We start from the raw sequence: 17,780 nt of genomic DNA, 5'->3' as shown, positions 1-17,780 counted from the left end.
TCACAGTGTGTCCGGAAGCACAGCGCCGGCGCGGCCCCGGGGTCCGCGGCCGGGCCGTCGGGGGCCCCGACGCGGAGCCCGCGGCTCAGACGCGGTAGAGGGCCCGGACCCGGTGCCCGCCCAGCCGGGCACGCCCGCGCAGCTCGGTGAGCTCCATGACCAGCCCGAAGCCGGCGACGTGCAGCCCTGCCCGGTGCAGCAGCTGCGCGGTCGCCCCGAGCGTGCCGCCGGTGGCCAGGACGTCGTCGAGCACGAGCACGCGGGAGCCGCGCGGGACGTCGTCGGTGTGGATCTCCAGCACGGCCGAGCCGTACTCGAGCACGTACTCCTCGCGGTAGGTCTCCCGCGGCAGCTTCCCGGCCTTGCGCACGGGGATGATGCCCGTGCCGGAGGCGTAGGCGACCGCTCCCGCCAGGAGGAAGCCGCGGGCCTCGATCCCGGCCACGAAGTCGAACCGGCCCCGGAACGCCTCCGCGAGGGCGTCGGTGGTGCGCCGGAACCCGTCGGCGTCCGCGAACAGCGGCGTGAGGTCCCGGAACAGCACCCCCGGCTCGGGGTGGTCGGGGATCTTCGCGCACAGGCGCTCGACGAGCTGCTCCACGGATTCGGTCACGGCGACCATGCTATCCGTCGTCGCCGCCGGGGGACCTCCCCCGCCGCCGCCGGGCCGCCGCCGGGCGGTAGGGGGAGACCGTGGGCTCGCCCGGGACCCACCAGCGCCACGGGTACTCCGGGGTCCCGCCCGGCCCGGACACCCCCGTGCGCGGCCCGTGGGCGGAGGGCTCCGGGCGCTCCGGGAGACGGAGGAAGAACCCGTGGGCGGGCCCGTGCGCACCGGGGCGCTCGCCGGCCGCCAGGGGCGCGCCGTCGTGGGCGAGGACGATGCCCATGGCCTTGGCGAGGTTGCCCGGCCCGCGGGCCAGCGCCGCGTCCGGCACCGGTCCCGCGCGGCCGGCCTCCCGCCGGGCCCGGGCCAGCCCGGCGCCCTCGACGACCTCCCCGGCGCGGATCAGGCAGCCGCCGGGGACGCCGTCGGGGCGGCAGACGAGGTTGACCGCGTGGTGCATGCCGTAGGTGAAGTACACGTAGGCGTGCCCGGGCGGGCCGAACATCGACGCGTTGCGGGCCGTGCGCCCGCGCCAGGTGTGCGCCCCGGGGTCGGGCAGGTCGGTGCCCGGCGGTCCGCCGTAGGCCTCGACCTCGGTGATCCGCACGACGACGGCGCCCTCGGCGGTGCGGTGGCCGAAGAGCCCGCCGAGCAGCCGCGGCGCGACCTCGGGCGCCGGACGGGCCAGCAGCCGGAGCAGGGCGGGGTGCTCCACGGGGTGCCGCCCGCTCAGCCCCGGACCACCGGGTCCCGGCGGGAGAACGCCTCGACCGCGGCCAGCCGGCGCTCGAGCTCCGCGACCTGCGCCGCGACCGCGGACGGCGCGGTGCCGCCCTGGGCGCTGCGGGAGGCGAGGGAGCCCTCGACGGTGAGCACCTCGCGCACGGCCGGGTCCAGGTGCGCCGAGACGGCCGCGAGCTGCTCGTCCGTGAGGTCCCACAGCTCGATCCCGTGCTGCTCGCACACGCGCACGGCGTCCCCGGCGATCTCGTGGGCGTCGCGGAACGGCACGCCCTGGCGCACGAGCCACTCGGCCACGTCCGTGGCGAGGGCGAAGCCCTGCGGGGCCAGCTCGGCCATCCGCTGCGTGTGGAACGTCAGGGTGGCCACCATCCCGGCGACGGCGGGCAGCAGGACCTCGAGCTGGTCGATCGCGTCGAAGACCGGCTCCTTGTCCTCCTGCAGGTCGCGGTTGTAGGCCAGCGGCAGGCCCTTGAGGGTCGCCAGCAGGCCCGTGAGGTCGCCGATGAGCCGGCCGGCCTTGCCGCGGGCGAGCTCGGCCACGTCCGGGTTCTTCTTCTGCGGCATGATCGAGGAGCCGGTCGAGAAGGCGTCGTCGAGGGTGACGAAGGAGAACTCCTTGGTCGCCCACGTGGTGATCTCCTCGGAGATCCGGGACATGTCGACGCCGATCATGGCGCAGACCCACGCGAACTCGGCGTAGACGTCGCGCGCGGCCGTGCCGTCGATCGAGTTGTGCACGGCGGAGTCGAAGCCGAGCTCGGCCGCCACGGCGGCGGGGTCCAGACCCAGGGAGGACCCGGCGAGGGCGCCGGAGCCGTAGGGCGAGACCGCCGCGCGCGCGTCCCAGTCGACGAGGCGCTCGACGTCGCGCAGCATCGCCCACGCGTGGGCGAGCAGGTGGTGGGAGAGCAGCACCGGCTGCGCGTGCTGGAGGTGGGTGCGCCCGGGCATGGGGGCCTCGGGGTGGGCCTTCGCCTGGTCGAGCAGGGCCTGCACGACGGCGAGCACGTCGCGGGCGATGATCGCCGCGTGGTCGCGCAGGTACATCCGCCCGAGCGTGGCGATCTGGTCGTTGCGCGAGCGGCCTGCCCTCAGCTTGCCGCCGAGGGCGGGTCCGGCGCGCTCGATGAGCCCCTTCTCGAGGGAGCCGTGCACGTCCTCGTCGGAGGGGGCCGGGACGTAGGCCCCGGAGCGCACGTCGGCCTCGAGGGCGTCGAGGGCCGCCAGCATGCCCTCGAGCTCCTCGTCGGTCAGCAGCCCGGCGGTGCGCAGCACACGGGCGTGGGCGCGGGAGCCGGCGATGTCGTAGGGGGCCAGCCGCCAGTCGAAGTCGGTCGAGCGGCTCAGGGCCGCGAGGGCATCGGCCGGGCCGCCGGCGAAGCGCCCGCCCCACAGGGCCCCCTCGTTCGTGCCGTGCTTGTCGTGCTGGGCCATGGTCAGGTCTCCTTGCGGCGTGCGGTGCGTGCGGTGCGGGCGTGCGGGACGGTCCGGGGTGCGGGCGCGCGGAGGGCCCCACCGCGGGGATGGGGCCCTCCGTCGTCGCCGGCGCCGTTCCCGGACCGAGCCTAGCGGGCGGTCAGCGCGTCCCGCCCTCGAGGCGCTGGTCGCGGGCGGAGGCGACCTTCGAGGACATGCCGAACAGCTCGATGAAGCCCCGGGCCTGGGACTGGTCGAAGGTGTCGCCCTCGTCGTAGGTGGCCAGGTTGAAGTCGTAGAGCGAGGTCGCGGAGCGGCGGCCGGTGACCGTGGCGTTGCCGGCGTGCAGGGTCATCCGGATCTCGCCCTCGACGTGGCGCTGGGTGTCCTGCACGAAGGCGTCCAGCGAGCGCTTGAGCGGGGAGAACCACTGGCCGTCGTAGACGAGCTCGGTCCAGCGCTGGTCGACGCCGCGCTTGAAGCGGGCCTGCTCGCGCTCGACGGTGACGTTCTCGAGCTCGCGGTGGGCGGCGATGAGGGCCATGGCCCCGGGGGCCTCGTAGATCTCGCGGGACTTGATGCCCACGAGCCGGTCCTCGACGATGTCGATGCGGCCGATGCCCTGGGCGCCGGCGCGGCGGTTCATCTCCTGGATCGCCTGCAGCGGGGTGACGTCCTGGCCGTCGAGGGCCACGGGGATCCCGCGCTCGAAGCGCACGACCACCTCGTCGGGGGCCGGCGGGAAGGCCGGGTCGTCGGTGTAGTCGTAGACGTCCTTGGTGGGACCGTTCCAGATGTCCTCGAGGAAGCCGGTCTCGACGGCGCGGCCCCAGACGTTCTGGTCGATGGAGAACGGGTTCTTCTTCGTGGTGGCGATCGGCAGGTCGTGCTTCTCGGCGTAGGAGATGGCCTTGTCGCGGGTCAGCGCGAGGTCGCGCACCGGGGCGATGCACTTGAGCTCGGGACCCAGGGTCTGGATGCCGACCTCGAAGCGGACCTGGTCGTTGCCCTTGCCGGTGCAGCCGTGGGCGACGGTGGTCGCGCCGAAGCGGTGGGCGGCGGCGACCAGGTGCTTGACGATCACGGGGCGCGAGAGCGCGGAGACCAGCGGGTAGGCGTCCATGTACAGGGCGTTGGCCTGCAGGGCGGGCATGCAGTACTCCGCGGCGAACTCGTCGCGGGCGTCGGCCACGTAGGCCTCCACGGCGCCGCAGTCGAGGGCGCGCTGGCGGATGGTCTCGAGGTCCTCCCCGCCCTGCCCGACGTCGACGGCGACCGCGACGACCTCGGCCCCGGTCGCCTCCCCGATCCAGCCGATCGCCACGGAGGTGTCGAGGCCCCCGGAGTAGGCCAGCACGACGCGCTCGGTCACGGTGTTCTCCTTCGTTCGTTCTGTGGTCGGTCCGGGCACCGCCGGCACGGACCCTCTCTGTGCATGACTATACACATCTTGTTTTATTTATGCATCATGCCGGGGCGGGCGCCCGCACCGCGCGGACACCGGCAGGACACCTCGGCTTCAATTGTGAATTGCTAGCAATAACGTCGGGCGTGGGACATACTGGGGAACGACACCCGGACCGCCGGCGGCGGCTCCGGGAGGAGCGGGCCCGGTCCGCTCCGCCTCCACACGGTCCCGACCCCGAGAGGAACCCTCATGACGTACGAGCCCGACCAGACCCTGACCACCCGGCAGGGCCACCCGGTCCGCGACAACCAGAACACCCGCACGATCGGCTCCCGCGGCCCGGCGACGCTCGAGAACTACCAGTTCCTCGAGAAGATGAGCCACTTCGACCGCGAGCGCATCCCCGAGCGCGTGGTCCACGCCCGCGGCACCACCGCGTTCGGCTACTTCGAGTCCTACGGGACCTGGGGCGACGAGCCCATCTCCCGCTACACCCGCGCGAAGCTGTTCCAGGAGAAGGGCAAGCGCACCGATGTGGCGCTGCGCTTCTCCACCGTGGCCGGCGGCCGCGACTCCTCCGAGGTCGCCCGCGACCCGCGCGGCTTCGCGGTGAAGTTCTACACCGAGGACGGCAACTGGGACCTCGTCGGCAACAACCTCGGCGTGTTCTTCATCCGCGACGCCATCAAGTTCCCGGACTTCATCCACTCCCAGAAGCCGGACCCCGTGAACTTCGAGGCCGGCGTCGCCAACCGGGCCTTCGACTTCTTCAGCCAGTCGCCCGAGGCGATGCACATGATCATGCTGGTCTTCGGCCCGCGCGGCATCCCGGCGGACTACCGCCACCAGCAGGGCTTCGGCGTCAACACCTACCGCTGGGTCAACGCCGCCGGCGAGTCCAAGCTCGTGAAGTACCACTGGGTCCCGAAGGACGGGGTGAAGTCCTACACCTCCGAGGACGCCGCCAACGTCCAGGCCGGCACCCTCGGCTCGCACACCAAGGACCTCTACGACGCGATCGAGGCCGGCGACCACCCCGAGTGGGAGCTGCGCGTGCAGCTGATGGACGACCACGACCACCCGGAGCTGGACTTCGACCCGCTGGACGACACCAAGGTCTGGCCGGAGGAGCTGTTCCCGCCGAAGCCGGTCGGGCGCATGGTGCTCAACCGCAACCCGGAGAACTTCTTCGCCGAGAACGAGCAGATCGCCTTCGGCACCGGTGTGCTGGTGGACGGCCTCGAGTTCTCCGACGACAAGATGCTCGTCGGCCGCACCTTCTCCTACTCGGACACCCAGCGCTACCGCGTGGGCCCGAACTACCTGCAGCTGCCGGTCAACGCGCCGAAGGCCAAGGTCGCCACCAACCAGCGCGACGGCCAGATGGCCTACCACGTCGACCACGCCCCCGGTCAGAACCCGCACGTCAACTACGAGCCGTCCATCACCGGCGGCGTGCAGGAGGCCCCGAAGGGCGATGACTACCACGCCGAGGTCGGCCCGGAGATCGGCGGCCGCCTGACCCGCGCCCGGATCGAGCGGACCAACGACTACAAGCAGGCCGGCGAGCGCTTCCAGCTCCAGGAGGAGTGGGAGAAGGAGGAGCTGATCGCGAACTTCGTCGACGCGCTCTCCCAGTGCGACCGCCCCATCCAGGAGCGCATGGTCTGGCACTTCTACATGGTCCACGACGAGCTCGGCCGGCGCGTGGGCGAGGGCATCGGCGTCTCCCTCGAGGACGTCAAGGACCTCGGCCCGCTGCCGACCCAGCGCCTGTCCGAGGAGGAGCTGCAGCGCGTGGCCAACCTCGGCAACAACGGCCCGCGCGACGTCGAGGGCCTGACGATGACCCACTGCGTGCCGAACGAGCGCGTCGTCGTCGAGCGGGAGCCGCAGCGCAGCCCCGCGATGATGTCGAACTGACGCCGGCACCGGAACCGTGCCGGGCGGGTCCCCAGGGATCCCGCCCGGCACGATCCCGGGCTGCGCACGGAGGGCCCGCCGCGATCCACGGCGGGCCCTCCGTCGTGCTCCCGGCCGGGGGCACGGCGGGACTCAGGAGCGGCGCACCGCGCCCTCGAGGTCGAGCGAGCGCTTGAGGATCTTGCCGGTCGGGCCCTTGGGCAGCTCCTCGACGACCTTGTACCACCGCGGGTGCTTGTAGCGGGCCAGGCGCTCGCGCACGAAGGCGTCGAGCTCGTCGAGCCGGGCCGGGCGCTCGGGCTCGGGCACGTCCCGGAACGCGACGACGGCCGCGACCTCCTCCCCCATCGCCTCGTCCGGGACCCCGACGACGGCGGCCTCCGCGATCCCCGGGTACTGGTAGAGCACCTCCTCGATCTCGCGGGGATAGACGTTGTAGCCCCCGCGCAGGACCATGTCCTTCTTCCGGTCCACGATCCAGTAGAAGCCGTCCTCGTCGACCCGGGCCAGGTCCCCGGTGCGGAACCACCCGTCCTGGATCGCCGCCGCGGTCGCCTCCGGGTTGCGCCAGTAGCCGGCCATCACGTACTCCCCCGCCACGGCGAGCTCGCCGATCTCGCCCACGGGCACCTCCGCCCCGGCGTCGTCGAGGACCCGCAGCTGCGCGCCACGCACCACGGTGCCGATGGAGCCGGGGCGCCGCCCCCGGTCCTCCTGGTTGAAGCACACCACCGGGGAGGTCTCGGAGAGCCCGTAGCCCTCGTAGACCGGGGCCCCGAACAGGGCCTCGAAGCGCTCGAGCACCTCGACCGGCAGCGGTGAGCCCCCGGAGACCCCCGCACGCAGGTGCGGCGCCCGGACCGGCTCCCCGCCGGCCGCCCGGAGCAGGGCGACGTACATGCTCGGCACCCCGGCGAAGACCGTGACCTCGTCGCGCACGAGGATCTCCAGCGCCCGGGCCGGGTCGAAGCGCGGCAGGAGGGTGACGGTGGCCCCGGCGCCCAGGGCGCCGTTGAGGGCGACGGTCTGGCCGAAGACGTGGAAGAACGGCAGCCCCCCGAACATGACGTCGCCGGGGGCCAGCGAGAACAGCTCGGCGGAGAGCCGGGCGTTGCTCGTGAGGTTGGCGTGGGTCAGGACCGCCCCCTTGGGCCGTCCCGTGGTCCCGGAGGTGTAGAGCAGCACGGCGGGGTCCTCCCCGGCCCGTTCGGCGACCTCCGGCAGGGGCGGCACCCGGCGCAGCTCCGGGAGCGTGCCGGCGGCGGTGATCTCGACCACCGGGACGTCGCGCCCGAGCTCTGCCGCGGCGGCGCGCGCGGCCCCTGCCACGGTCTCCCACACGAGCACGAGGGAGACCTCGGCGTCCTGGAAGTGGTAGCCGAGCTCGCGCGGGCTCAGCAGCGGGTTCAGGGGCACGACGACGCCGCCGGTGCGCAGGACGCCGTAGTAGGCCACGGGCATGTGCGGGACGTTGGGCAGGATGAGCGCCACGCGGTCCCCCGCCCGGACGCCGCGGGAGGTCAGCAGCGAGGCGACGCGGGCGGAGAGGTCGTCGAGCGCGCCGTAGGTCAGGACGCTGTCGTCGAGCACCACGGCCCGCGCCCCGGGGGACGCCGCGGCCGAGTCGGTGAGCAGTGTGGCGAGGTTGGGCATGGGGGTCCCGTCTCCGGGTGGCGGCCCCGGGGTCGTGGTCGGTCGTGTGAGCCGTGCCACACGAGCGTGCCAGCGGGTTACTGCGACGTCAAGACCCGGGCACCCGCCGGGGTTCCGCCCCGATAGACTGCCGTGCAGGACAGATCCCCGAGCCCGAAGGACGGTGCGCCGTGACCCAGGACCCCCAGCAGCCCCAGGACGGCGGCGCCCCGCAGCTGAGCGAGGAGGAGATGGCCTACGTGCTGTCCCTGTTCGACGCCGCCCGCGAGGGCCGCACCGGGGAGCTCGTGCCGGCGCTGGAGGCGGGCGTGCCCGTGAACCTGACCAACGGCAAGGGCGACACCCTGCTGATCCTCGCCTCCTACCACCAGCACGAGGACACGGTCGCGGCCCTGCTGGAGGCCGGCGCCGACCCCGACCGGGTCAACGACAACGGGCAGACGGCCCTGATGAGCGCGGTCTTCCGTGGACACGAGGCCATCGTGCGGCGGCTGCTCGCCGCCGGGGCCTCGCAGACGGCCGGGGCCCACTCCGCGGTGGACTTCGCGCGCGTCTTCGAGCGCACGGACCTGATCCCCGTGCTCGAGGAGCACACCGGGCGCTAGCAGCCCCCGGGACCGCTGCTCAGCGGGCGAGCTCCAGGAACCGCCCGGCCACGGCCGCCCCGCCGTCGGGCTCCCGGCACACGACCACGATGGTGTCGTCGCCGGCGATGGTGCCCAGCACCGACGGGATGACCGAGGCGTCGATCGCGGAGGCGAAGTACTGGGCGGCCCCGGGCGGGGTGCGCAGCACCACGAGGTTCGCGCTCGCCTCGGCCGTCACGAGCAGCTCGCGGCAGACCCCGGAGAGCCGGGCGTCGAGGCTCTCCTGCGTGACCCCCGCCGTGGGCGAGCGGTCGGCGCCGGCCTGCGGGACGGCGTAGACGAGGGTGCCCTCGCCGTCGCGCACCCGCACGGCCCCGAGCTCCACGAGGTCGCGGGAGAGGGTCGCCTGGGTGACCTGCACGCCGTCCTCGGCGAGCCGGGCGGCCAGCTCGGCCTGGGAGTGGATGGACCCGCCCGTCACGAGGGCCACGATCCGCGCCTGGCGGGCGGTCTTGGTCGCGGGGATGCTCACGAGCCGGTCGCGAGGTCGTAGCGTCCGGAGCGGGCCATCAGCCACACCAGCAGCGCCTTCTGGGCGTGCAGCCGGTTCTCGGCCTCGTCCCACACCACCGACTGCGGGCCCTCGAGGACCTCGGCGGTGACCTCGCAGCCCCGGAAGGCGGGCAGGCAGTGCAGGAACACCGCCTCCGGGTCCGCCTTGGCCAGGGCGGCGGCGTCGACCGCGTAGGGGGCGAAGATCCGGGCCCGGGCCTCCCGCTCGGCCTCCTGGCCCATCGAGACCCAGGTGTCGGTGCACACGACGTCCGCACCCGCCAGGGCCTCGTCCGGGTCGGTGGTCACGCGCACCGACCCGCCGGTGCTCGCCGCCCGCTCCTCGGCGGCGGCCACGACCGCCGGGTCGGGCAGGTAGCCCTCGGGGCCGGCGACCCGCACGTGCATCCCCGCGGTGGCCCCGCCGAGCAGGTAGGAGTGGGCCATGTTGTTGGCGGCGTCGCCCAGGTAGGCGAAGGTCCGCCCGGCGGGGTCGCCCCTGTGCTCGCGCACGGTGAGCAGGTCGGCGAGGATCTGGCACGGGTGGTAGGCGTCGGAGAGCCCGTTGACCACCGGCACGTCCGAGGCGGCGGCCATCTCCTCCAGGCCCTCCTGGGCGTAGGTGCGCCACACGATGGTCGAGACCATGCGGGAGAACACGCGGGCGGTGTCGGCCACGCTCTCCTTCCCCAGCTGGGACTCCCCCGGGTTGACCACCAGCGGGCTGCCGCCGAGGTCGGCGATCCCCGTCGCGAAGGACACGCGGGTGCGCGTCGAGGTCTTGTCGAAGAGCAGGGCGACCGTCTGGGGGCCGGCGTAGGGCCGGTGCGCCCAGCGGTCGGCCTTCAGCCGCCGGGCGAGGTCGAGGACCTCGGACTGCTCCTGCTGGGTCAGGTCGGTGTCGACGAGGAAGTGCCGGGGGGAGGTGGGCATGGGGAGGTCAGGCTTCTTTCGGGGTGCTGGCACCGGGCGCCGCGCCGGGGGAGGCGACGGCGGCGGCGGCGTCGGACAGGATGCCGGGCAGGGCGGCGAGGAAGGAGCGCGCCTGCTCGGGGGTGAGGATCAGCGGCGGGGCCAGGCGCAGGGTCCGCGGCCCGGGGGCGTTGACGAGGAACCCCGCCCGGCGGGCGGCCTCGACGACGGCGGGGGCCCACGGGACCTGCACCCCCTCGGGGACCTCGAGGTCGGCGCCGATGAGCAGGCCGTGCTGGCGCACGGCGGACACGCCGGGGACGGCGGCCAGGCCCTCGCCCAGCAGCGCCCCGACCTCGCGGGCGTTGGCCAGCAGGCCGTCCTCCTCGATGATGAGCACGGTCGCCAGCCCGGCGGCGGTCGCCGGCGGGTTGCCGCCGAAGGTCGTCCCGTGCTGGCCGGCGGTGAGCAGCCCGGAGACCTCCGCGCCGATGGTGAGCAGGGCCCCGACGGGAAAGCCCCCGCCGAGCCCCTTGGCCAGGGTGATGGCGTCCGGCAGGTCCTCGCCGGAGAGCTCGGCGGAGGACGCGAACCACCGGCCGGTGCGCCCGATGCCGGTCTGGACCTCGTCGACGACCAGCAGCGCGCCGTGCTCGCGGGTCAGCTCGCGGGCGCGGCGCAGGTAGCCCTCGGGCAGCCCCAGGACGCCGGCCTCGCCCTGGATCGGCTCCACGACGAGGGCGGAGACCGTGTCGTCGAGGTGCTCCTCGAGGGCCTCGAGCGTGGCGGGGATGTGCCGGACCCCGCCCGGCAGCGGCTCGAAGGGCTCTCGGTAGGCCTCCTTCGCGGTGAGGGCCAGGGCGCCCATGGTGCGCCCGTGGAAGCCGGACTCCAGGGCCAGGACCGTGGTGCGCGGACGGCCGTCGGGCCCCGGGCGCTCCCGGCCGCTGCGCCGGGCGAGCTTGAAGGCGGCCTCGTTGGCCTCGGTGCCGGAGTTCGCGAAGAACACGTGGGAGCCGGCGGGGGCGCCGGCCAGCTGCAGCAGCTTGCCCGCCAGGGCGATCTGCTGGGGGGAGGTGAAGAAGTTCGAGACGTGCCCGAGGGTCCCGAGCTGCCGGGTGACGGCCTCGACCCAGCGCGGGTGGGCGTGGCCCAGGGCGTTGACGGCGATCCCGGCGAGCAGGTCGAGGTAGTCCCTGCCGTCGGCGTCGGTGACCACGGCCCCCCGGCCGGAGGTCAGCACGAGCGAGGGCGTGCCGAAGACCCCCAGCAGGGACTCGGCGTACTCCCCGAGCAGGGACTGCTGCGCGGTGGTGTCGGTGCGGTGGATGGCGGTCATGGGAGGACTCCGTCGTCGGGGATGAGCTGGGTGCCGGTGCGGGCGCCCGGGAAGATCTCGAGCAGGCAGGCGTGCGGGACGCGGCCGTCGACGATCGCCGCCCGGCGGGCCCCGCCCTCGACCGCGCGCAGGGCGGCCTCCATCTTGGGGATCATCCCCGACTGCAGCCCGGGCAGGAGCTCGCGCAGCTGCCCGGCGGTCAGGGAGGAAATCAGCGAGTCGCGGTCCGGCCAGTCGGCGTAGAGGCCCTCGACGTCGGTCAGCGCCACGAACGCCTCGGCGCCCAGGGCGACCGCGACGGCCGCGGCGGCGGTGTCGGCGTTGACGTTGAGGACCTCGCCGGTGGGCTCGCCCCCGCCGTCGACCTCGGGGGCCACCGAGGAGATCACCGGGATGCGCCCGGCGTCCAGCAGCTGGCGCACGGGTGCGGGGTCGACGGCGACGACCTCGCCCACCCAGCCGAGGTCGACCTCCTCGCCGTCGACGACGGTCCCGCGCCGGACGGCCCCGAACAGGCGCGCGTCCTCCCCCGACAGGCCCACCGCGTAGGGGCCGGTGGCGTTGAGCAGCGAGACGAGCTCCCGCTGGACCTGGCCGGTGAGGACCATGCGGATGGCCTCGAGGGCCTCCCGGGAGGTCACCCGCAGCCCGCCGCGGAACTCGGAGGCGATCCCGAGGCGCTCGAGCATGCGGTTGATCTGCGGCCCGCCCCCGTGGACGACGACGGGGTGGACGCCCAGGTGGTGCAGCAGCACCATGTCCTCGGCGAAGGCCTGCCGCAGCGGCTCCGAGACCATGGCGTTGCCGCCGTACTTGAACACCATGACGGTCCCGGCGTGGCGCCGGATCCACGGCAGCGCCTCGAGCAGGACGGCGGCCCGGTCCTGGACGGCGGGCCCGGCGGTGGGTGCGGTGGGGTGGGTCATCTCTCTCCTGCGCGTCGTCGTGCGGGCTCCGGGGCGCCGGTGCCGGCGCCGGGGGCCGGCTCAGGTCGAGTAGGCGCTGTTCTCCTCGACGTAGTCGTGGGTGAGGTCGTTGGTCCAGACGGTGGCGTCGGCGTCGCCGGCCTTGAGGTCGATCAGCACGGTGACGCGGCGGTCGGCGGCCAGGTCCACGCCCTCGCGCGCGTCCCCGATGGCGCCGTCGCGGCAGACCGTGACGCCGTTGATGGTCACGTCGATGCGGTCCGGGTCGAACGCGGCGTCCGTGGTGCCGACCGCGGAGAGCACACGACCCCAGTTGGGGTCGTTGCCGAAGATCGCGGTCTTGAACAGGTTGGAGCGGGCCACGCTGCGGCTGACGTCCTCGGCCTGGGACTCGGTGACCGCGTTGACGGTGGTGATCTCGATGTCGTGCGCGGCGCCCTCGGCGTCGTGGATCAGCTGCTGGGCCAGGGAGTGGCACACGGCCGTGACGGCCTGGCCGAACTCGAACTCGTCCGGGCGGACCCCCGAGGCGCCCGAGGCGAGCAGGACCACGGTGTCGTTCGTGGACATGCAGCCGTCGGAGTCGGTGCGGTTGAAGGTGACCTTCACGGCGTCCTGCAGCGCCCACTGGAGGGCGTCGGAGGAGACCTCGGCGTCGGTGGTGAGCACCACGAGCATCGTGGCCAGGCCGGGGGCCAGCATGCCCGCGCCCTTGGCCATGCCCGCGACCGTCCAGCCCCCGCCCTCGTGGGCGGCGAGCTTCGGGACGGAGTCGGTGGTCATGATCGCCCGGGCGGCGGCCACCCCGGCGGCGGCGTCGTCGGCGAGCGCCTCGACGGCGGGGGCCAGCCCGGCCTCCATGACGTCCATGGGCAGCTGGACGCCGATGAGCCCGGTGGAGCACACGACGACGTCGCCGGCGCCGGTGCCCAGCGCCTCGCCCACGAGCTCGGCGGTGCGGTGGGCGGCCTGGAACCCCTGGGCCCCGGTGCACGCGTTGGCCCCGCCGGAGTTGAGCACCACGGCGGTGGCCCTCCCGTCGGCGGTGACGGCCCGGGACCACTGGACGGGGGCGGCGCTGATCCGGTTGGTCGTGTAGACGGCGGCGACCGCGTGCTGGGGGCCGTCGTTGACGACGAGCGCGAGGTCGGGGGTGCCGGAGTCCTTGAAACCGGCGGTGGTGCCGGAGGCGCGGAAGCCGCGGGCCGCGGTCACGCCGCGGGCCGTGTCGATGGTCAGCGTCCCGGCGGGGTTCTGGGACGGGTAGGCTCTCACGGTGCGACTCCTTGCAGGTTCAGGCCGGTGCCCTCGGGCAGCCCCAGGGCGAGGTTCATGGACTGCACCGCACCGCCGGCGGTGCCCTTGACGAGGTTGTCGACGGCGCACGAGACGACCACGCGCCCGGCGCGCGGGTCGAGCGCCAGCTGCAGCTGGACGTGGTTGGACCCGGCCACCGACTTCGTCGCGGGCCACTGGCCCTCGGGCAGCACCCGCACGAAGGTCTCGGCCGCGTAGGCCTCCTCCCACGCCTCGCGCAGCTGGGCGGCGGTGACGCCCTCGGCGACGCGGGCGGTGGCGGTGGTGAGGATGCCGCGGGGCATCGGCGCCAGGGTGGGGGTGAAGGAGATCCGCACCGGTTCCCCGGCCGCGCGCGCGAGCCCCTGCTCGATCTCGGGGGTGTGCCGGTGGACGCCGCCGACGCCGTAGGGGGACATGGAGCCCATGACCTCCGAGCCCAGCAGGTGCGGCTTGACGGCCTTGCCGGCGCCCGAGGTCCCGGAGGCGGCGACGATCACGACGTCCTCCGGCTCGAGCAGGCCGGCGGCGAAGCCGGGGGCGAGGGCCAGCAGCGAGCCCGTCGGGTAGCAGCCGGGCACGGCGATGCGCGTGGCCTCGCGCAGCCGCTCGCGCTGGCGCGCGCCGTCGGTGCCCACGAGCAGCTCGGGCAGTCCGTAGGGCCACGTCCCGGCGTGCGCCGAGCCGTAGAACTGCTCCCAGGCCTCGGCGCTCTCCAGCCGGTGGTCGGCCCCGGCGTCGATCACCACGGTCTCCGGCGGCAGCTGGGCGGCGATCTCCGCGGAGGCACCGTGCGGCAGGGCCAGGAAGACGACGTCGTGGCCGGCGAGGTTCTCGGCGGTGGTGCCCACGAGCACCCGGTCCGCGAGGGAGTGCAGGTGCGGCTGCACCTCCCCGAGCCGCTGACCGGCGTTGGAGTGGGCCCCCACGGCCCCGATCTCGATCTCCGGGTGGCCGGCGAGGATCCGCAGGACCTCTCCCCCGGCGTACCCCGATGCCCCCGACACTGCTGCGCTGAACGTCATGTCCCCCACTCTAACTCAAAGTTATGCACGGTGATCAATAATTATGCACCATCTCGAGGCGGACGGGCGGCCCGGCCGTGCGCGGTCCCCTCCGGCGCGGCGCTCCTGCCCGGTGGCCCCGCTCCGGCCGCTCCCGCCCCGTGCGCGTCCCCCCGGACGGTTGCCGTCCAATCTACGCTTCCCGACTGCGAACAGGACTTCGTGACGGAGGCCCGGCTATCCCCACTTGTGGGGCCCCGGCCTCCGGCGCCGCGGGCCCGGCGCGGGCCCGGCCGGGGCCTACGATGGGCCACGAGTCCCCGTTCCCGAGGCCCCGGAGGTGCCCCACCATGGTTCGCAGCGTGATCGTCGACCGGCCCGGAGGTCCCGAGGTGCTCGCCCTCGGCGAGCGCCCGGACCCCGAGCCCGGACCGGGCCAGCTGCTCGTGCGCACGAGCGCGGCGGGGGTGAACTTCATCGAGGTCTACCAGCGCGAGGGGATCTACCCCGTCGAGCACCCCTTCACCCCGGGCAGCGAGGGCGCCGGCACGGTCACGGCCGTGGGCGAGGGCGTCGAGCACTTCGCCCTCGGCGACCGCGTCACGACCTCGCAGGCCGCCCGCACCTACGCCGACGCGTTCGTGGTGGACGCCGACAAGGCGCTGCGCGTGCCGGCGGGGATCCCGGACGAGGTCGCCGCCGCGATCCCGCTGCAGGGGCTGACCGCCCACTACCTCGTGCGCTCCACGCACCCGGTGCAGGAGGGGGACGTGGCCGTGCTCACCGCCGCCGCCGGCGGCGTGGGCGGGCTGGCGGTCCAGCTGCTCAAGCGGCAGGGGGCCACCGTGGTCGCCCTGGTCGGCTCGGAGGAGAAGGCGCGCACCGCGCGCTCGCTCGGGGCCGACGAGGTCCTCGTCGGCTACGAGGGCTTCGCCGCCCGGGTCCGGGAGCTGACGGACGGGCGCGGCGCGGACGTCGTCTACGACTCGGTGGGCAGGGACACCTTCGACGAGTCGCTCACGGCCCTGCGCGCCCGCGGCACGCTCGTGCTCTTCGGCGGCTCCTCCGGGCAGGTCCCGCCCTTCGACCTGCAGCGCCTGGCGCAGAACGGATCCCTCTACGTCACCCGCCCGACGCTCAACGACTACCTGCGCGACGAGAAGGAGCGCAGCTGGCGGGCCGGGGAGCTCTTCGACGCCGTGCTCGAGGGCACCCTGAGCGTGCGGGTCGCCGGGACCTTCCCCCTGGCCGAGGCCCGGCGCGCGCACGAGGTGCTGCAGTCGCGCACCGCCCAGGGCAAGCTGCTGCTGGTCCCGTGAGCACCGCCACGGCCCACCGCTTCCTCGGCGCCGACGGCGCGCCCGATCCCTACACCCCCGGGGTGGGGTGCACCGCGGTGACGGTGGAGCACTACGACCTCTTCCTCGACTACGACGTCGAGGACAACGGCCTGGAGGCCCGGGCGGCCCTGTCCTGCCGCGCGCTGCGGGCCACCGACCGGGTCGAGCTCGACCTCACGGAGCTGGCCGTGACCGAGGTGCGCGTGAGCACCGGCGGGCTCGGCGGGCTGCTCGGCGGCCGGCGGGCCGAGGCCCGCCACCACGGCTCCCGCCTGGTCGTGGCGCTGCCGCGGCCGGTGGCCGCCGGGGACCGGTTCACCGTCACGGTCTCCTACGAGGGCTGGCCCGAGTGCACCGACGGCCCGTGGGGGGAGGTCGGCTGGACCGAGCTGGACGACGGGGCCGTGGTCGCGGGCCAGCCCACGGGCGCGTCGACGTGGTTCCCGTGCGTGGACCACCCCTCGCACCGGGCGACGTTCCGGATCACCGTGCGCGCCGACGAGGACTACACCGTCCACGCCAGCGGCGAGCTCGAGTCCGTGACCGAGGACGACGGCGAGCGCACCTGGGTGTTCGTCTCCCCGGACCCGCTGCCGCCCTACCTGGCCACGGTGGCGGTCGGTCCGTTCCAGCGGGTCGAGCTCACCGGCTCGCGGGTGCCCCAGCTGCTCGTGGTGGCGAAGAAGCGGCGCAAGAAGGCCGAGCGGACCTTCGCCGACCAGGGCCGGATGCTGGAGGTCTTCGCCGAGTGGTTCGGCCCCTATCCCTTCCCCAGCTACACGGCCGTGGTGGTCGACACCTCGCTCGAGGACCCCTTCGAGTGCCACTCCTGCTCGGTGTTCGGCAAGAACCAGCTCGGCACGGACTGGGAGGAGCAGCGGCTCGTGGCCCACGAGCTGGCCCACCAGTGGTTCGGCAACAGCCTCGTGCTCGGCTCCTGGCGGGACATCTGGCTCAACGAGGGCTTCGCCTCCTACGCCGAGTGGATCTGGTCGGAGGCCTCCGGGGGCCGCCCCGCCGGGTGGCACGCCGAGAAGGCCCACCGGACGCTGTCGAGGATGCGCCAGGACCTCGTGATCGGGGACCCCGGGCACGTGCGGCTCTTCGACGACGTCGTCTACGTGCGCGGGGCGCTGACCCTCCACGCGCTGCGCGTGGAGCTCGGCGACGCCGTGTTCCGGGAGGTGCTGCGCAGCTGGGCGAGCGTGCACCGCGGCGCCTGGGTGAGCACGGACGGCTTCCGGGAGCACCTGCGGGGCTTCGCCCCCCGGGAGCGCTGGGCGGGGCTCGACGCGCTGCTGGACGCCTGGCTGCTGCGCCCGGCCCTGCCGGAGCTGCCCTGAGCGCCCCGGCCGCCGACGGGAACGGGCCCCGCAGGACGTCGTGTCCTGCGGGGCCCGTTCCCGTCGGTCCGGCTCAGGCGCCGCGCAGCCAGAGGCGGCGGGCCCACCACAGCCCGGCACCGGCGACCGCCAGTCCGCCGAGCACGAGCAGTGCGGCCTTGGTCCGCTCCCAGGCCACGGTCCCGGCGGTGATGCCCTCCCCGTAGGCGCCGGCCTCGTCGGTGGCCACGACCTGCAGCGTGCCGTCCTCGACGGCGAGCAGGGCGTCGGCCTCCGCGTGGAAGTCGTCCTCCCGGGAGCCGGTCTGGGTGCCGCGGAAGACGATCTCCTCCCCCGGCTCCACCGGCCGCGGGTCGGCCAGCCCGGAGTCGAAGGGCTGCTCGGCGACCGCCGGGTCCGCCGGCAGGACGCCGCGGTAGACCGGGTTGTAGTCCTTGGTGCGCAGGTCGTTGGTGAGGTCCTGGTACTGCCCGCCGACCACCCACGAGCGGTCGGCATAGCCGGCGATCCGCCGGGAGTCGTCCCAGGTCAGGGCGCCGCTGACGGCGAGCACGAGGCCCAGCAGCAGCCCCAGCAGGCCCACGCCGATGGGCTTCCACGCGACGGTCCGCCCGCGCCGGCCCTCCCCGGGCTCCTCCGGCCGCTCGTCGGTCTCGTCGTCGAAGGCGAAGAAGGGGTCTCGCCGTCCGGTGGTCTCCTCGGTCATGCTCAGCTCCTGGACGAAAGGTCG

Annotated in this window: 16 protein-coding genes; 4 read left to right on the top strand and 12 right to left on the bottom strand. The window is 74.3% G+C overall.

Annotated features, from left to right (window positions below):
• Positions 1 to 85 precede the first annotated feature (85 nt).
• The 4 genes from AS188_RS08670 to AS188_RS08655 all read right to left on the bottom strand — a co-directional run bounded on the left by AS188_RS08670 (position 86) and on the right by AS188_RS08655 (position 4,139).
• Positions 86 to 622 carry an adenine phosphoribosyltransferase gene (locus tag AS188_RS08670; RefSeq protein WP_186815362.1) on the bottom strand — a complete coding sequence of 179 codons (537 nt, stop codon included), beginning with the start codon at positions 620 to 622 and terminating at the stop codon, positions 86 to 88.
• 1 nt (position 623) lies between these two features.
• Positions 624 to 1,322 carry a DNA-3-methyladenine glycosylase gene (locus AS188_RS08665; RefSeq protein WP_236944949.1) on the bottom strand — a complete coding sequence of 233 codons (699 nt, stop codon included), beginning with the start codon at positions 1,320 to 1,322 and terminating at the stop codon, positions 624 to 626.
• A gap of 14 nt (positions 1,323 to 1,336) precedes the next feature.
• Entirely contained in the window at positions 1,337 to 2,785 is a 1,449-nt protein-coding gene (argH, locus tag AS188_RS08660) for an argininosuccinate lyase (protein ID WP_058858517.1), read from the bottom strand.
• Positions 2,786 to 2,927: 142 nt separating this feature from the next.
• The gene (locus AS188_RS08655; RefSeq protein ID WP_058858516.1) at positions 2,928 to 4,139 is read right to left on the bottom strand and encodes an argininosuccinate synthase; all 1,212 of its coding nucleotides are present in this window, start codon (positions 4,137 to 4,139) and stop codon (positions 2,928 to 2,930) included.
• A 285-nt stretch (positions 4,140 to 4,424) separates the two neighbouring features.
• Here AS188_RS08655 and AS188_RS08650 point away from each other — a divergent pair, with 285 nt between their 5' ends.
• Positions 4,425 to 6,098, top strand: coding sequence for a catalase (locus tag AS188_RS08650; protein WP_058858515.1), 1,674 nt, complete (start codon positions 4,425 to 4,427; stop codon positions 6,096 to 6,098).
• Between the two features lie 132 nt (positions 6,099 to 6,230).
• Here AS188_RS08650 and AS188_RS08645 read toward each other — a convergent pair whose 3' ends face one another.
• Complete coding sequence (locus AS188_RS08645; RefSeq protein WP_058858514.1) at positions 6,231 to 7,751, bottom strand: long-chain-fatty-acid--CoA ligase; 1,521 nt, start codon at positions 7,749 to 7,751, stop codon at positions 6,231 to 6,233.
• Positions 7,752 to 7,921: 170 nt separating this feature from the next.
• Between AS188_RS08645 and AS188_RS08640 the strand changes: the two genes are divergently transcribed.
• The gene (locus tag AS188_RS08640) at positions 7,922 to 8,356 is read left to right on the top strand and encodes an ankyrin repeat domain-containing protein (RefSeq protein WP_236944947.1); all 435 of its coding nucleotides are present in this window, start codon (positions 7,922 to 7,924) and stop codon (positions 8,354 to 8,356) included.
• Positions 8,357 to 8,375: 19 nt separating this feature from the next.
• Here AS188_RS08640 and AS188_RS08635 read toward each other — a convergent pair whose 3' ends face one another.
• Genes AS188_RS08635 through argC form a run of 6 tightly spaced genes read right to left on the bottom strand, consistent with a single transcriptional unit; the run spans position 8,376 to position 14,388 of the window.
• Positions 8,376 to 8,870 (bottom strand): arginine repressor, encoded by a 495-nt coding sequence (locus AS188_RS08635; protein WP_058858513.1) that lies wholly within the window; start codon positions 8,868 to 8,870, stop codon positions 8,376 to 8,378.
• Entirely contained in the window at positions 8,867 to 9,823 is a 957-nt protein-coding gene (argF, locus tag AS188_RS08630) for an ornithine carbamoyltransferase (RefSeq protein ID WP_058858512.1), read from the bottom strand. Before argF ends, AS188_RS08635 begins: the two co-directional genes overlap by 4 nt.
• A gap of 7 nt (positions 9,824 to 9,830) precedes the next feature.
• Positions 9,831 to 11,141, bottom strand: a complete 1,311-nt coding sequence (locus tag AS188_RS08625; protein ID WP_058858511.1) for an acetylornithine transaminase — start codon at positions 11,139 to 11,141, stop codon at positions 9,831 to 9,833.
• Positions 11,138 to 12,067: an acetylglutamate kinase gene (gene argB, locus AS188_RS08620; RefSeq protein WP_058858510.1), complete on the bottom strand. Its 930-nt coding sequence runs from the start codon at positions 12,065 to 12,067 to the stop codon at positions 11,138 to 11,140. Before argB ends, AS188_RS08625 begins: the two co-directional genes overlap by 4 nt.
• 60 nt (positions 12,068 to 12,127) lie before the next feature.
• Positions 12,128 to 13,342 (bottom strand): bifunctional glutamate N-acetyltransferase/amino-acid acetyltransferase ArgJ, encoded by a 1,215-nt coding sequence (gene argJ / locus AS188_RS08615; protein ID WP_186815363.1) that lies wholly within the window; start codon positions 13,340 to 13,342, stop codon positions 12,128 to 12,130.
• Entirely contained in the window at positions 13,339 to 14,388 is a 1,050-nt protein-coding gene (gene argC, locus AS188_RS08610) for an N-acetyl-gamma-glutamyl-phosphate reductase (protein WP_058858509.1), read from the bottom strand. Before argC ends, argJ begins: the two co-directional genes overlap by 4 nt.
• Positions 14,389 to 14,717: 329 nt before the next feature.
• Here argC and AS188_RS08605 point away from each other — a divergent pair, with 329 nt between their 5' ends.
• Both AS188_RS08605 and AS188_RS08600 read left to right on the top strand, forming a co-directional pair.
• Entirely contained in the window at positions 14,718 to 15,686 is a 969-nt protein-coding gene (locus tag AS188_RS08605; RefSeq protein WP_058858508.1) for a quinone oxidoreductase family protein, read from the top strand.
• Positions 15,683 to 17,050, top strand: a complete 1,368-nt coding sequence (locus tag AS188_RS08600) for a M1 family metallopeptidase (RefSeq protein WP_058858507.1) — start codon at positions 15,683 to 15,685, stop codon at positions 17,048 to 17,050. The genes AS188_RS08605 and AS188_RS08600 overlap by 4 nt, the downstream gene beginning before the upstream one ends.
• A gap of 73 nt (positions 17,051 to 17,123) precedes the next feature.
• Here the strand turns inward: AS188_RS08600 and AS188_RS08595 are convergent, their stop codons facing one another.
• Positions 17,124 to 17,756 (bottom strand): hypothetical protein, encoded by a 633-nt coding sequence (locus AS188_RS08595; RefSeq protein ID WP_058858506.1) that lies wholly within the window; start codon positions 17,754 to 17,756, stop codon positions 17,124 to 17,126.
• Positions 17,757 to 17,780: the final 24 nt, after the last annotated feature.

Source organism: Kocuria flava, assembly GCF_001482365.1.
GTDB lineage: Bacteria > Actinomycetota > Actinomycetes > Actinomycetales > Micrococcaceae > Kocuria > Kocuria flava.
Note: the sequence above shows the minus strand (reverse complement) of the source record. Positions and strands in the feature narration are given on the sequence as shown.

What these genes read in the sequence shown, in the direction of transcription:
- AS188_RS08605 (WP_058858508.1), top strand. Translation starts at nt 14,718, where the DNA reads ATGGTTCGCAGCGTGATCGTCGACCGGCCCGGAGGTCCCGAGGTGCTC.
- argC (WP_058858509.1), bottom strand. Translation starts at nt 14,388, where the DNA reads ATGACGTTCAGCGCAGCAGTGTCGGGGGCATCGGGGTACGCCGGGGGA.
- AS188_RS08595 (WP_058858506.1), bottom strand. Translation starts at nt 17,756, where the DNA reads ATGACCGAGGAGACCACCGGACGGCGAGACCCCTTCTTCGCCTTCGAC.
- AS188_RS08625 (WP_058858511.1), bottom strand. Translation starts at nt 11,141, where the DNA reads ATGACCGCCATCCACCGCACCGACACCACCGCGCAGCAGTCCCTGCTC.
- argF (WP_058858512.1), bottom strand. Translation starts at nt 9,823, where the DNA reads ATGCCCACCTCCCCCCGGCACTTCCTCGTCGACACCGACCTGACCCAG.
- argB (WP_058858510.1), bottom strand. Translation starts at nt 12,067, where the DNA reads ATGACCCACCCCACCGCACCCACCGCCGGGCCCGCCGTCCAGGACCGG.
- AS188_RS08650 (WP_058858515.1), top strand. Translation starts at nt 4,425, where the DNA reads ATGACGTACGAGCCCGACCAGACCCTGACCACCCGGCAGGGCCACCCG.
- AS188_RS08670 (WP_186815362.1), bottom strand. Translation starts at nt 622, where the DNA reads ATGGTCGCCGTGACCGAATCCGTGGAGCAGCTCGTCGAGCGCCTGTGC.
- AS188_RS08645 (WP_058858514.1), bottom strand. Translation starts at nt 7,751, where the DNA reads ATGCCCAACCTCGCCACACTGCTCACCGACTCGGCCGCGGCGTCCCCC.
- argH (WP_058858517.1), bottom strand. Translation starts at nt 2,785, where the DNA reads ATGGCCCAGCACGACAAGCACGGCACGAACGAGGGGGCCCTGTGGGGC.